The sequence below is a fragment of the Kocuria turfanensis genome, from assembly GCF_001580365.1.
GTDB lineage: Bacteria > Actinomycetota > Actinomycetes > Actinomycetales > Micrococcaceae > Kocuria > Kocuria turfanensis.
This window is the reverse complement of record NZ_CP014480.1, coordinates 1,905,393-1,918,189: the sequence shown is the minus strand read 5'-3', so window position 1 is coordinate 1,918,189 and position 12,797 is coordinate 1,905,393. Positions and strand designations below refer to the sequence as shown.

13 protein-coding genes are annotated in these 12,797 nt (G+C 72.9%); 9 read left to right on the top strand and 4 right to left on the bottom strand.

All coding sequences use genetic code 11. The annotated features are described in order from the left end of the window. The first annotated feature begins 46 nt into the window (after positions 1-46). The 3 genes from AYX06_RS08850 to AYX06_RS08845 all read left to right on the top strand — a co-directional run bounded on the left by AYX06_RS08850 (position 47) and on the right by AYX06_RS08845 (position 2,440). Positions 47-1,441: an OFA family MFS transporter gene (locus tag AYX06_RS08850; protein ID WP_062735464.1), complete on the top strand. Its 1,395-nt coding sequence runs from the start codon at positions 47-49 to the stop codon at positions 1,439-1,441. Between the two features lies 1 nt (position 1,442). Further along, positions 1,443-1,544, top strand: a complete 102-nt coding sequence (locus AYX06_RS20995) for an MFS transporter small subunit (protein ID WP_417466370.1) — start codon at positions 1,443-1,445, stop codon at positions 1,542-1,544. A gap of 161 nt (positions 1,545-1,705) precedes the next feature. Continuing rightward, on the top strand, positions 1,706-2,440 hold the full coding sequence (locus AYX06_RS08845; protein ID WP_062735463.1) for a GAF and ANTAR domain-containing protein: 735 nt from the start codon (positions 1,706-1,708) through the stop codon (positions 2,438-2,440). 69 nt (positions 2,441-2,509) lie between these two features. On the opposite strand, the gene AYX06_RS08840 is transcribed toward AYX06_RS08845, so the two are convergent. Continuing rightward, the gene (locus tag AYX06_RS08840) at positions 2,510-2,725 is read right to left on the bottom strand and encodes a hypothetical protein (protein ID WP_062735462.1); all 216 of its coding nucleotides are present in this window, start codon (positions 2,723-2,725) and stop codon (positions 2,510-2,512) included. Between the two features lie 87 nt (positions 2,726-2,812). On the opposite strand from AYX06_RS08840, the gene AYX06_RS08835 reads away from it, so the two are divergent. Beyond that, the gene (locus AYX06_RS08835) at positions 2,813-3,400 is read left to right on the top strand and encodes a CGNR zinc finger domain-containing protein (RefSeq protein ID WP_084271530.1); all 588 of its coding nucleotides are present in this window, start codon (positions 2,813-2,815) and stop codon (positions 3,398-3,400) included. A gap of 6 nt (positions 3,401-3,406) precedes the next feature. Here AYX06_RS08835 and AYX06_RS08830 read toward each other — a convergent pair whose 3' ends face one another. Beyond that, complete coding sequence (locus AYX06_RS08830; protein ID WP_232319270.1) at positions 3,407-4,237, bottom strand: FadR/GntR family transcriptional regulator; 831 nt, start codon at positions 4,235-4,237, stop codon at positions 3,407-3,409. A 189-nt stretch (positions 4,238-4,426) separates the two neighbouring features. On the opposite strand from AYX06_RS08830, the gene eat reads away from it, so the two are divergent. The 5 genes from eat to AYX06_RS08805 are packed head-to-tail and all read left to right on the top strand — an operon-like array spanning position 4,427 to position 10,253. Then, positions 4,427-5,857 (top strand): ethanolamine permease, encoded by a 1,431-nt coding sequence (gene eat, locus AYX06_RS08825; RefSeq protein WP_062735461.1) that lies wholly within the window; start codon positions 4,427-4,429, stop codon positions 5,855-5,857. Positions 5,858-5,905: 48 nt separating this feature from the next. After that, complete coding sequence (locus AYX06_RS08820; protein WP_062735460.1) at positions 5,906-7,288, top strand: glutamine synthetase family protein; 1,383 nt, start codon at positions 5,906-5,908, stop codon at positions 7,286-7,288. A gap of 34 nt (positions 7,289-7,322) precedes the next feature. Then, the gene (locus AYX06_RS08815) at positions 7,323-8,066 is read left to right on the top strand and encodes a gamma-glutamyl-gamma-aminobutyrate hydrolase family protein (protein ID WP_186815599.1); all 744 of its coding nucleotides are present in this window, start codon (positions 7,323-7,325) and stop codon (positions 8,064-8,066) included. Then, positions 8,063-9,424, top strand: coding sequence for an aldehyde dehydrogenase family protein (locus AYX06_RS08810; protein WP_062735458.1), 1,362 nt, complete (start codon positions 8,063-8,065; stop codon positions 9,422-9,424). Before AYX06_RS08815 ends, AYX06_RS08810 begins: the two co-directional genes overlap by 4 nt. A 52-nt stretch (positions 9,425-9,476) precedes the next feature. Continuing rightward, a complete protein-coding gene (locus tag AYX06_RS08805) occupies positions 9,477-10,253 on the top strand; it encodes a 3-oxoacyl-ACP reductase (protein ID WP_062735457.1) in 777 nt (258 codons plus the stop codon). Between the two features lie 84 nt (positions 10,254-10,337). On the opposite strand, the gene AYX06_RS08800 is transcribed toward AYX06_RS08805, so the two are convergent. Next, positions 10,338-11,411 carry a threonine aldolase family protein gene (locus AYX06_RS08800; RefSeq protein ID WP_062735456.1) on the bottom strand — a complete coding sequence of 358 codons (1,074 nt, stop codon included), beginning with the start codon at positions 11,409-11,411 and terminating at the stop codon, positions 10,338-10,340. A gap of 146 nt (positions 11,412-11,557) precedes the next feature. Next, complete coding sequence (locus tag AYX06_RS08795) at positions 11,558-12,763, bottom strand: hypothetical protein (RefSeq protein ID WP_062735455.1); 1,206 nt, start codon at positions 12,761-12,763, stop codon at positions 11,558-11,560. Positions 12,764-12,797: the final 34 nt, after the last annotated feature.

The following is a 12,797-nucleotide window of genomic DNA, read 5'->3' as shown; positions in this document are numbered from 1 at the left end:
GGCCCGTCCCGTCACGGCATGTCCGCAGCAGAGAAGGAGTCGAGGCATGGGCTGGCTGGATCGAGAGCACACGGTGGCACCCCCCGGCTTCAACCGCTGGCTCATTCCCCCGGCGGCCCTGGCGGTGCATCTGTGCATCGGCCAGGCCTACGCCACGAGCGTGTACAAGACCGCGCTGGTGGAGCACTTCGACGCGAGCCTGACGGAGATCGGCATCATCTTCTCCATCGCGATCGTGATGCTGGGTCTGTCCGCGGCCGTCTTCGGCACATGGGTGGACACCAACGGGCCCCGCAAGGCGATGTTCACTGCCGCCCTGCTGTGGTCCGGCGGGTTCCTGGTGGGCGCGGCCGGGATCTTCACCGAGCAGCTGTGGCTGGTCTATCTCGGCTACGGCGTGATCGGGGGGATCGGCCTGGGCATCGGCTACATCTCGCCCGTCTCCACGCTGATCAAGTGGTTCCCCGACCGCCCGGGACTCGCCACGGGCATGGCGATCATGGGCTTCGGCGGTGGCGCGCTGATCGCCAGCCCGCTCTCCGCGGCGCTGCTCAACATCTACGACCCGGAGTCCGGCGGCCAGGGGTGGGTGGCCAGCGGGGACGCCGTGGGCAAGCTCTTCCTGACCCTCGCCGTCGTCTACCTCGCCTACATGCTCTTCGGGGCGTTCACCATCAAGGTCCCCGCCGACGGCTGGAAGCCCGAGGGCTTCGACCCGTCGACGGTCACGAAGAAGGCGCTCGTCACCACGAACCACGTCTCCGCGAACAACGCGATCCGGACCCGGCAGTTCTGGCTCGTGTGGATCGTGCTGTTCTGCAACGTCACGGCCGGCATCGGCATCCTGGAGCAGGCCGCACCCATGATCCAGGACTTCTTCCGCCAGGCCGACGGGGCGTCCCTCGTGACCGCCGGGGTGGCCGGCGGCTTCGTCGGGCTGCTGTCCATCGGCAACATGGGCGGGCGCTTCGTGTGGTCGACCACCTCGGACGTCGTGGGACGCAAGCGCATCTACATGATCTACCTGGGCGTGGGGGCCGTCCTCTACACCGTGCTGGCCCTGTTCGGGTCGAGCTCCACGCTCCTGTTCGTGCTCCTGGCCTTCGTCATCATCTCGTTCTACGGCGGCGGCTTCGCCACGGTGCCCGCCTATCTGCGGGACCTCTTCGGGACGTTCCAGGTGGGGGCCATCCACGGCCGGCTGCTCACCGCCTGGTCCGCCGCCGGCATCGCCGGGCCCCTCATCGTCAACGCGTTCCTCGACGCCCAGGGCACCCCCGGGGAGCTCACCGCGCAGGCCTACCAGCCCGCGCTGCTGACCATGGTCGGCCTGCTGGTCGTGGGCTTCGTCGCCAACCTCCTCGTCAAGCCCGTGGACGCCCGCTACCACGAGCCCGACACCGCCCCGTCCGACACCAAGGCCCTCGCGAAGGAGGCATGACATGAGCCGTGCACGACTGGCACTCGGCTGGGTCCTCGTCGGGGTCCCGCTGCTCTACGGGATCACCCAGACCGCCCTGAAGGTCACAGCCCTCTTCGTCTGAGCCGCCGCGCAGGGTCCCGGCCGGCCGGTGCGCTCCGCCGCGTGCGCACCGGCCGGCCGGCCGTCCGCACCGGCCCGGATTCCTGGCACGATGGATCCAGGACGTCCCGGACCTCCGGGGCGACCGCCGATCCGGCACCTGACCGACGACAAGGGGACCCCATGACCGAGCGCGACCCGAGCGGGGTCCCGGTGGCCCAGTTGCAGGAGCTGCTGCTGGAGTCCGAGGACATCACCGCGTTCCTCGACGAGTTCACCGCCACCATGGCCCAGGCCCTCTCCACCGACGGGGACGAGGTGTGGTGCGCGGTGACGCTGCTGCGGCCGCGGCGCTCGGCCACGGTGGCCTCCTCGAGTCCGCGGGCCGAGGCCCTCGATGAGATCCAGTACCACTACGGCGACGGCCCCTGCCTGTCCGCCGCCCGCGAGCACCGGGTGGTACACGTGCCCGACACCGGCGCCGATCCCCGCTGGCCGGCCTACGGGCAGGCCGCGGCCGCGGCCGGGATCGGTGCCGCTTTGGGCGTGCCGCTGGAGCTCGGGGGCGAGGCGGCCGCCGGCCTGAACGTCTACGCCGAGCGCCCCGGGACCTTCGACGCGGCCACCATCGAGGTGGTCACCCGCCAGGTGGCCTCCGTGTCGGCGTCGCTGGCCCTGGCCGTGCGCCTGGCCCGCCACCGCGACACCGAGACCGACCTGCGGGCGGCGATGGAGTCCCGCACCACCATCGACCTGGCCGTGGGCATCGTCATGGCCCAGAACCGCTGCAGCCAGGACCGGGCCGTGCAGATCCTCCGGGCCGCCTCCAGCCACCGCAACGTGAAGCTGCGCGACCTGGCGGCCGACCTGGTCGCCACCGTGTCCCAGGGGCCGACCAGCACCCACTTCGACGGCTGAGCGACCCTGCGGAGTGCCGGCGTGGTTCCGTGCCCCCCACGCTCGTCGTCGGCCGCGCGGTCCGCGGGATCAGCTCCGCCGCTGCGCCACCGGCCGGGCGGCCTCGTGCAGTGCCGGATAGGACGGTCCGTGCGCGCCGAGCACGGCCAGCCCGCGCCGGATGTTGTAGTACCCGTCCCGCAGCGTCCAGGTGCGCAGCGGCGTGCGCTCCCGCCGCGGCACGGACAGTCGCCCCACGGTGGCGAGGAGGACGAGCAGCACCAGGATGTAGACTCCGCCGGCCATGGAGGGCTCCTTCTCGCGACCGATGCCGCGTAATGGTCTAATAGCAATACGCCACTTACGCTAGCCCCGGAAAGGATAAGTAGTCAAGTGCATTTTGCCTATGACACCGAGGATGTCCTCGAGTTCGACGTGGCGTTGCTCAACACTGCTCCCGGCGCCTCCCGCTCCGGGGAGGAGGAGCTGGTGGGCACCGAGCAGCTGCGGGTCCTCCTCGAGGAGCACGGCTGGTCCGGGCGCTTCGACCGTGACGAGCAGGAGCTGTCCGACGTGCTGGGGGTGCGTCACGACCTGCGGCGCATCTGGGCCCTGGAGCGGGACGCCATGGTGGCGGCGGTCAACGCCGTCCTGGACACCGACGCCGTCGCCCCGCAGCTCGCGCGGCACGACGGCAAGGACTGGCACCTGCACGCCTCCCCGTCCCATGCGCCCCTGGCCACCCGGCTGCGCCTGGAGTCGGCCTTCGCTCTGGTGGACGTGATCCGCGCGGACGAGACCGACCGGCTGCGGGTGTGCGAGGCCGAGGACTGCGAGGGGGTGCTCCTGGACCTCTCCCGCAACCGCTCCAAGCGCTTCTGCAGCCAGCGCTGCGCCAACCGCACCAACATGACGGCCTACCGCCGGCGCCGGGCCGAGGACGCGGAGCCGGGCGGCGGGGAGTCCGGCGCCGGCGACTGAGGCGGCTCAGGCCCCGCCGTCGCCCCGGATCTCGGGCGGACCGCCGCCGGCGTCCTCGGGCCGCTGCCCGACCGCGGCACCGCCCCGGTCCGCGGCACCGCCCCGGCCCGCGGTCCGTTCCCCGGCCCCGTGGCCGAGGAAGCCCCGCAGCAGCGCCGCGGTGCCCTCCAGGTGGGCGAGGGCCGCGGCGCGGGCGGCAGGCGCGTCGCCGGTGAGGATTGCGTCCGCGATCTCGCGGTGCTGGCGGTCGGAGTGCTCCAGGTTGACCGGCAGCACCGGGATGCGGTCCAGCAGGTCGCTCGCCCGCGAGCGGACCTCTGCAACCGCCCGGACCAGGCTGGGGCAGCCGCCGAGCTCGGCCACGGCGATGTGGAACCGCGCGTCGGCGGGGCGGTAGTCCTCCGGGGGGCTCTCCTCGACCTGGCGGAGGCAGGTCCGCAGGTGGTTGCGCGCGGCAGCGCTCAGCGCGGCCCGGGCGGCGAGCTCGGCCGCGGCGGGCTCCACCACGGCGCGGAAGACGATCACGTCCTCGACCTCGGCGGGGTCCACGCGGGGGAGGTCCTCGTCCGGCAGGGCGGTCCGCCCGGTGACGAAGGTCCCCCCGTACCGGCCGCGCACCACCTCCAGCACGCCCGCCCTCTGGAGCTCGCGCAGGGCCTCCCGCAGCGTGGCGCGCGAGATGCCCAGCAGGGCGGCCGTCTCCCGCTCCGGCGGCAGCCGCTCGCCCCGGCGGAACAGGCCGAGCCGGATCGAGTCCAGGATCCGCTCGACGGCCTCCTCGAAGGCGTTGCCCTGCCGGACGGGCCGGATCAGCGGGTGCTGGACGGGGTCGCTCACGGTCGTGCACCTCCTCGCGCTCGGTCCTGCGCCCATCGTGCCACGGTCCCGCAGGCCGGCCGGTGGCCCCTGGCGGCGGGCGCTGGTGGCGCGCCGGGTCTTGACGGCCCCCGGGCGACGCCACAGACTGTCAGCACTGACGCCATATGTCTGTTTTCAGACCTTTGCGGAATCCGGAGGGATCGTCCCATGCCCGACTCCCCAGCACAGCCGACGCGCACCGACGAGTACTTCCAGCACCGCCAGCTCCGGTCCGGGGCGGCGGGCTGGGTCCTGCTGGCGGGCCTGGGCATCGCCTACGTCATCTCCGGGGACTTCTCCGGCTGGAACATCGGTCTGTCCCAAGGCGGGTGGGGCGGGTTGCTGATCGCCTTCGTGCTCATGGGCCTGATGTACACCTGCATGGTGTTCGGCCTCGCCGAGCTCTCCTCCACGCTGCCCACGGCGGGCGCCGGCTACGGTTTCGCCCGCCGCGCCCTCGGCCCGCTGGGCGGGTTCGCCACCGGGATGGCCGTGCTCATCGAGTACGCCGTGGCCCCGGCGGCGATCGCGACCTTCATCGGTGGCTACATCGAGGCCCTCGGCCTGTTCGGGATCACCAACTCCTGGCCCGTCTACCTGGTCACCTACCTCGTGTTCATGGGCATCCACATGTACGGGGTCGGCGAGGCGCTCAAGCTGATGTTCGGCATCACGGTGATCGCGGTCCTCGCGCTGGGGGTGACCGTCGTCGCGCTCGTGCCGCACTTCGACACCGCGAACCTCTTCGACATCGTCCCGAACGACGCCGTGGGGGCGAGCGCGTTCCTGCCCATGGGCTGGGCCGGGGCGATGGCGGCGCTCGTCTACGGCATCTGGTTCTTCCTGGCGATCGAGGGCGTGCCGCTGGCCGCCGAGGAGACCGCCGACCCCCGCCGGGACATGCCGCGCGGGATCATCGTGGCCATGGCCTTCCTGCTGGTCTCGGGGGCGCTGATGCTCGTCCTGGTGCCCGGGGCCGCGGGCTCGGAGGCGATGAGCACCTCGGACAACCCGCTGCCGGAGGCGATCCGCACGGTCGCCGGGGCGGACAGCGTGATGGCGAGCATCGTCAACTACGCCGGCCTCGCCGGGCTGGTGGCGAGCTTCTTCTCCATCATGTTCGCCTACTCCCGGCAGCTGTTCGCCCTCTCCCGGGCCGGCTACCTGCCCCGCTGGCTGTCGCTGACGGGCAAGCGCAGAACCCCCTGGGTGGCGCTCATCGTGCCGGGCACCATCGGCTTCGTGCTCGCGGCCGCGACCGGCGACGGCGGGCTGCTCATCAACATCGCGGTGTTCGGCGCCACCGTCTCCTACGTGCTGCTCAACCTCTCCCACATCGTGCTGCGGCTGCGCGAGCCCGACCTCCCGCGCGGCTACCGCACCCCGGGCGGCACGGTCACCACCGGCATCGCCCTGGTGCTGGCCCTCGTCGCGGTGGTCGCCACCTTCCTGGTCGACGTGGTCGCGGCCTCCATCACCGCCCTCGTGTTCGTGGTCTTCCTCGCCTACTACTGGTTCTACAGCCGGCACCGCCTCGTGGGCCACGCCCCCGAGGAGGAGTTCGCGCAGATCCGCACCGCCGAGGCCGACCTGCACTGACCACCCGGACGCACCCTCCCACCACCCCAGCGACGAAGGACCGGACCCATGACCGAGACGCCCCAGCACCCCCGCAACGCCAGGATGCTCACCGTCGAGCAGCTGCGCCGGCACGTCGCCGACGGGCTGGTGGACACCGTGGTGCTCGCCTTCACCGACATGCAGGGCCGGCTGCAGGGCAAGCTCAACCACGCGCAGTTCTTCCTGGACTCCGTGCTGGGCGAGGGCGCCGAGGGCTGCAACTACCTGCTCGCGGTGGACACGGAGATGAACACCGTGGGCGGCTACTCGATCAGCAGCTGGTCCTCCGGCTACGGGGACATGGAGTTCGACATGGACCTGGACACCATCCGGCTGATGCCCCACAACCCGGGCCAGGTCATGATCCAGTGCGACCTCACCGGACACGACGGCCGGCCGATCCCCATGTCGCCGCGGGCCATGCTGCGCCGCCAGCTCGACCGGGCCCGGGACATGGGCTTCCGGATGGTCACCGGCACCGAGCTGGAGTTCTGCGTCTACGACACCACCTACGAGGACGCGTGGGCGTCCAACTACCAGCGGCTGACGCCGGCCAACCAGTACAACGTGGACTACTCCGTGCTCGGCTCCCAGCGCGTCGAGCCCCTGCTCCGGGAGATCCGCAACGCGATGTACGCGGCCGGCATGACGGTGGAGTCGGCCAAGGGCGAGTGCAACCTCGGCCAGCACGAGATCGCCTTCCGCTACGACGACGGGATGGTCACCGCGGACAACCACGTGGTCTACAAGCTCGCCTCGAAGCAGATCGCCCACCAGCAGGGGAAGTCCATCACCTTCATGGCCAAGCCCAACGAGCGCGAGGGCAGCTCCTGCCACATCCACATGTCCCTGCGCGGCACCGACGGAGAACTCGTCTTCTGGGACGAGGAGCGCGGTGCGCGCAGCGCCACCTACGACCGGTTCATCGCCGGGGTGCTTCGCACCATGCGGGAGTTCGCGCTGTTCTACGCGCCCAACATCAACTCCTACAAGCGCTTCGCCAAGGGCAGCTTCGCCCCCACCGCCGTGGCCTGGGGTGTCGACAACCGCTCCTGCGCCGTGCGCCTCGTCGGCAGCGGCGCGAGCGCCCGGATGGAGAACCGGGTGCCCGGCGGGGACGTCAACCCCTACCTGGCGCTGGCCGCGATGCTGGCCTCCGGGCTGCACGGCATCGAGCAGGAGCTCGAGCTGGAGCCGATGACCGAGGGCAACGCCTACGAGTCCGACGCCCCGGTGGTGCCCTCCACCATGCGCGAGGCCCGGGACCTGCTGGCCGGCTCGGAGCTCGCGCGCGAGCTGTTCGGCGAGGACGTCGTCGAGCACTACGTGCACTACGCGGACGTGGAGCTGGACGCCTTCGAGTCCGCCGTCACCGACTGGGAGCTGCGCCGTGGCTTCGAGCGCCTCTGAGCCCTTCCGCGCGGGGTACCGTCCCCGGATCGCCATGACCACCTACTACCAGGAGGGGTCGTGGGGGGTCTGGAACTCGGTGGCCGCGATCGTCCCGGGCGCCTACGTGGAGGCCGTCGCCGACGCCGGAGGAACACCCCTGCTGCTGCCCCCGGTCGGCACGGACCCGGGGGTGCTGGAGCTCGTGGACGGGCTGATCGTGATCGGCGGCGTCGACGTGGACCCGCAGTTCTACGGCGCCGAGCGGCACGAGCTGACCTCCTCGCAGCCCTCCCGGGACGAGCACGACCTCGCCCTGACCCGGGCCGCGCTCGAGCGCGGGCTGCCGCTGTTCGCCATCTGCCGCGGCGCCCAGATCCTCAACGTCGCCCTGGGCGGCACGCTGATCCAGCACCTGCCGGACGTCAACGAGAACGCGGCCCAGTACCAGCCCGAGCCCGGCCGCTACGGGCGGGTCGCCTTCCGCACCGAGCCCGGCAGCCGCTGCCGGGAGCTGCTGGGCGCGAGGGCGGAGTCCCCCTGCTACCACCACCAGGCCCTGGACGAGGTCGCGGAGGGGCTGGTCGTCACCGCCCGCGCCGAGGACGGGACGATCGAGGCCGTGGAGACCACCACCGGGGGCTGGGCCCTCGGCGTCCAGTTCCACCCGGAGGAGAACCGGAAGGACCCCCGCCTGTTCGAGGGCTTCGTCGTGGTGGCCCACCACCACGCCCGCGGGCGCACCCCCTCCGGCGGCCCCGCCGGGGCCCTGCACCGAGAGGACACCTGCACCCCATGACCAGCACGCAGATCATCGACCCCACCACCGAGGAGGTCATCGGCACCGTCGCGCTGACCTCCCTCGAGGAGACGGACGCGGCCATCGACCGGGCGCACCGGGCCTTCCGGGCCTGGCGGGCCGTGGACCCGGGCGATCGCGCACGGCTGCTGCGCCGCTTCGCCGACGCGGTCGACGCCGACCTCGAGCACCTGGCGGCCCTGGAGGTGCGCAACGCCGGGCACACCATCGGCAACGCCCGGTGGGAGGCCGGCAACGTCCGGGACGTGCTGGCCTACTACGCCGGCGCCCCGGAGCGGCTCTCGGGCCGCCAGATCCCGGTGCCCGGCGGGGTCAACCTCACCTTCCACGAACCGCTGGGGGTCGTGGGCGTGATCGTGCCCTGGAACTTCCCCATGCCCATCGCCGGGTGGGGCTTCGCCCCGGCGCTGGCCGCCGGCAACACGGTGGTGCTCAAGCCGGCGGAGCTCACCCCGCTGACCGCCGTGCGGCTCGGGGAGCTCGCGCTCGAGGCCGGGCTCCCGGAGGGGGTGCTCACCGTGCTGCCCGGCAAGGGCTCGGTGGTGGGGGAGCGGTTCGTGACCCACCCCGCCGTCCGGAAGGTCGTCTTCACCGGCTCCACGGAGGTCGGCCGGAGGATCATGGCCGGGTGCGCGGACCAGGTCAAGCGCCTGACCCTGGAGCTGGGCGGGAAGAACTCCAACATCGTGTTCGCCGACGCCGACCTCGAGCAGGCCGCCGCGAGCGCCCCCGCCGGGGCGCTCGACAACGCGGGCCAGGACTGCTGCGCGCGCTCGCGCGTGCTCGTCCAGCGCTCCGTGCTGGAGCGCTTCCTGGAGCTGCTCGAACCGGCCGTGCGGGGCTTCACCTGCGGGAACCCGTGGGCCGAGGACACGCAGATGGGGCCGCTGGTCTCCGCCGCCCACCGGGACGCGGTGGCCGCGTACCTCGACGACGACGCGCCCGTCGCCTTCCGGGGGACCGCCCCGGACGGTCCCGGCTGGTGGTTCCCGCCGACCGTGCTCACTCCCGCGCCCGACTCCCGGGTGTTCCGGGAGGAGATCTTCGGCCCGGTGATCGCCGTGGTGCCCTTCGAGGACGAGGCGGACGCGGTCCGGATCGCCAACGACACGGAGTACGGGCTGTCCGGGTCGATCTGGACGCGCGACGTCGGCCGGGCGCTGCGGGTCTCCCGGGCCGTCGAGGCCGGCAACCTGTCGGTCAACTCGCACGCCTCGGTGCGCTACTGGACCCCCTTCGGCGGGTTCAAGCAGTCCGGCTTCGGCCGGGAGCTCGGCCCGGACGCTCCGCAGGCATTCACCGAGACCAAGAACGTCTTCCTCGCCACCACACCGTGACGACCGGCCCGTCCGGCTCCCCCGCCCCGCCCCCACCACCGAAGGAGAACTCATGGAGGTCAACGCCCGCCGCCTGGTCGGCCGCAGCGCCGTCGTCACCGGAGGCGCCAGCGGCATCGGTCTCGCCGCGGCACGCCGTCTCGCCGCGGAGGGCGCCCACGTCGTCGTCGCGGATCTGAACGCGGCAGCCGGGGAGGCGGCCGCGGCGGAGGTCGGGGGCCTGTTCGTGCGCACCGACGTGACGCAGGAGGACGACGTGGTCGCGCTCTACGCCGCGACGCACGAGGCCTACGGGTCCGTGGACATCGCGTTCAACAACGCCGGGATCAACCCGACGGACGACGGGTCGGTCCTCGACACCGGGCTCGACGCGTGGCGCAGGGTGCAGGAGGTCAACCTCACGAGCGTGTTCCACTGCTGCAAGCACGCCCTGCCCTACATGCGGGAGCAGGGCCGCGGCTCGATCGTGAACACCGCGTCCTTCGTGGCGGTCATGGGGGCGGCGACCTCCCAGATCTCCTACAGCGCCTCCAAGGGCGGGGTGCTGTCGATGAGCCGGGAGCTGGGCGTGCAGTTCGCCCGGGAGGGCATCCGGGTCAACGCCCTGTGCCCCGGGCCGGTGAACACCCCCCTGCTCCAGGAGCTGTTCGCCGCGGACCCCGAGCAGGCACAGCGCCGCCTCGTGCACGTCCCGGCGGGGCGGTTCGCGGAGCCGGAGGAGATCGCCGCCGCGGTGGCGTTCCTGGCCAGCGACGACGCCTCCTTCGTCAACGCCACCACGTTCCTGGTGGACGGCGGGATCGCCGGGGCCTACGTCACCCCGGTCTGAGCCCGCCCCCGCCCCACCCCGCGCGAATGACCCCGGGACCCCCGGCTGACCACGACTTCCCGTGGTCAGCCGGGGGTCGCGTGGTCAGTGGCCGGCGCCGACCGTCTGCTCCCGCAGGGCCGCCACGAACCCGTCGACGTCCTGCTCCGTGGTGTCCCACGAGCACATCAGCCGGACCTCCCCGGTGGCCGCGTTCCACACGTAGAACGGCCAGCGCTCCTGCAGCCGTGCGGTGGCCCCCGGAGGAAGCAGCGCGAACACCGCGTTCGCGTCGGGCAGCTGCGTCACCGTGACCCCGGGCACAGCGGCGAGGCCGGCCGACAGCCGCTGCGCCATGGCGTTCGCCCGGCGGGCGGCGGTGAGCCAGAGGTCCCCGGTGTGCAGCGCCAGCAGCTGGGCGGAGACGAAGCGCATCTTCGAGGCCAACTGGGTCGAGAGCTTGCGCACGAACCGGGGCTGGCGCACGGCCTCGGGGGTGAGCACGACGACGGCCTCCGCCCCCATCAGGCCGTTCTTGGTCCCGCCCCACGAGACCACGTCCACCCCCACGTCCGTGGTCAGCGCCCGCAGCGGCAGGTCGAGCGCCGCGGCCGCGTTGGCCAGGCGGGCGCCGTCGAGGTGGACGGTCATGCCCAGCCCGTGCGCGTGCTCGCACACCGCGCGCAGCTGCTCCGGGGTGTAGACCGTGCCGAGCTCCGTCGACTGGGTCACCGTGACCACGCGCGGCTGGGCGTGGTGCTCGAAGCCGAAGCCGTGGGCCTCCCGGTCGACCAGCTCCGGGGTGAGCTTGCCGTCGGGCGTGGACACGGGGAGCATCTTCACGCCGGCGACCTTCTCCGGCGCCCCGCACTCGTCGACGTGCGCGTGGGCGGTGGCCGTGCAGATCACCGCGTCCCAGCGATCCGTCATCGCCGAGAGCGCGACGACGTTGGCTCCGGTCCCGTTGAACACCGGGAGGCACTCCGACTGCTCCCCGAAGTGGCGGCGGACCACGTCCTGAAGGGCCTCCGTGTACGGATCCGCGCCGTAGGCCCCGACGTGGCCCCCGTTGACGGTCGCCAGCGCCTGGAGCACCTCGGGGTGGACCCCCGCGTAGTTGTCGCTGGCGAATCCCTTGCGGGCGGGGTCGTGCAGGCGGGTCAGAGCGGTCTCGATCACGGTGGGCCTTTCCGGTGGGTCGACGGCGTGCAGGGCCGATTCCGCACTCTACTCGCGCCGCCCGGGGGCGGCGCCGAGGTCGCGGGCAGCCCGGTGCCCCGGGGCGAGGTGCTCAGGACCCCGCCCCGGGGCACCGCAGCGCGCGGCTACCGCCGTGTCGCGCGCCGGCGGTCCCAGCGGTGCACCACCGCACCGCCGACCAGGGCGAGCAGCGCCGCCCCGAGGGAGTGGCCCGGGAACCCGGCCGTCGTGGTGGCGGCCGCAGGAGCCGCTGCGGAGACCGTCACCGGGCTGCACGTCTGTGCCGCGGCTCCGGCGGAGGGCTCCGCCGGGCGCGCGGAGGCCGTCACATCGGTGCTGGTGTTGGTGCTGGTGCTGGTGCTGCTGGTGGTGCCGGTGGCGAAGGAGCTGGCGGCGACACCGGCCGCGGCCCCGTCAACGGGCACCGCGGCCGTCAGGCAGTCGTGCACCTGGCCGGACCCCGTGGCCGGGACCGCGCTGTTCCCCCGCGTCGACTGCGCCTCGGCCTGGACCTGAGCCTCGAGGGCGACGGTGCGGCCCGCGCCGGAGGTCACCGGAGCGGTGGGCCCGCTGACGAGTCCGGCGGGGGCGGGGTCGCCGTCGGCCGTGGCCGGGGCGTCCGCGGGAGCCCCGCTCGCGCTGCCGACCTCGGCCCCGGTGTCGGTGCCGGGGTGAGCAGGGTTCCCCGCGGGCTCCTCACCGCTGTCGGTGCTGCCCGGGGTCCCGGGGGCGGCGGGGACGCCCTCGTCGGCCGGGGTCGTGCCCGCGTCCGGAACCGTTCCGCCGGAGCTGTTCTGGCTGGTGCCGGTGGTGGGGTCGCCGATGAGGGTGATCGGGTTGCCCTCGGCGGTGACGGGGGTGGTGATCACGGGGGTGACCTGGTTGCCGCCGGCGAGGCTGTCCTGGCCGGACGTCTCGGTGGCCGGGGTGGTGCCGTCACCGCCGGTGCCGGTGCCGGAGCCGTTCTGGCTGGTGCCGGTGGTGGGGTCGCCGATGAGGGTGATCGGGTTGCGCTCGACGGTGACGGGGGCGGTGATCACGGGGGTGACCTGGTTGCCGCCGGCGAGGCTGTCCTGGCCGGTGGTCTCGGTGGCCGGGGGTGCGGCCGGGGTGGTGCCGGCACCGCCGGTGCCGGTGGTGGGGTCGCCGATGAGGGTGATCGGGTTGCCCTCGACGGTGACGGGGGCGGTGACCACGGGAATGACCTGGTTGCCGGCGAGCAGGCCGTCCTGGCCCGAGGTCTCGGCGGCGGATGCCTCCGACGAGCCGATGGCGGCGATGCCGGCGGCGAGGACGAGGCCGTACAGGCCGCGACGAATGTCCTGATGCATGACTGTTCTCCTGATGTGATGACGGGTGACCGCG

Bases quoted from the DNA above. Each gene is read 5' to 3' on its own strand.
- AYX06_RS20995 (WP_417466370.1), top strand. From the start codon at position 1,443: ATGAGCCGTGCACGACTGGCACTCGGCTGGGTCCTCGTCGGGGTCCCG.
- eat (WP_062735461.1), top strand. From the start codon at position 4,427: ATGCCCGACTCCCCAGCACAGCCGACGCGCACCGACGAGTACTTCCAG.
- AYX06_RS08815 (WP_186815599.1), top strand. From the start codon at position 7,323: ATGACCACCTACTACCAGGAGGGGTCGTGGGGGGTCTGGAACTCGGTG.
- AYX06_RS08840 (WP_062735462.1), bottom strand. From the start codon at position 2,725: ATGGCCGGCGGAGTCTACATCCTGGTGCTGCTCGTCCTCCTCGCCACC.
- AYX06_RS08810 (WP_062735458.1), top strand. From the start codon at position 8,063: ATGACCAGCACGCAGATCATCGACCCCACCACCGAGGAGGTCATCGGC.
- AYX06_RS08845 (WP_062735463.1), top strand. From the start codon at position 1,706: ATGACCGAGCGCGACCCGAGCGGGGTCCCGGTGGCCCAGTTGCAGGAG.
- AYX06_RS08805 (WP_062735457.1), top strand. From the start codon at position 9,477: ATGGAGGTCAACGCCCGCCGCCTGGTCGGCCGCAGCGCCGTCGTCACC.
- AYX06_RS08795 (WP_062735455.1), bottom strand. From the start codon at position 12,763: ATGCATCAGGACATTCGTCGCGGCCTGTACGGCCTCGTCCTCGCCGCC.
- AYX06_RS08820 (WP_062735460.1), top strand. From the start codon at position 5,906: ATGACCGAGACGCCCCAGCACCCCCGCAACGCCAGGATGCTCACCGTC.
- AYX06_RS08850 (WP_062735464.1), top strand. From the start codon at position 47: ATGGGCTGGCTGGATCGAGAGCACACGGTGGCACCCCCCGGCTTCAAC.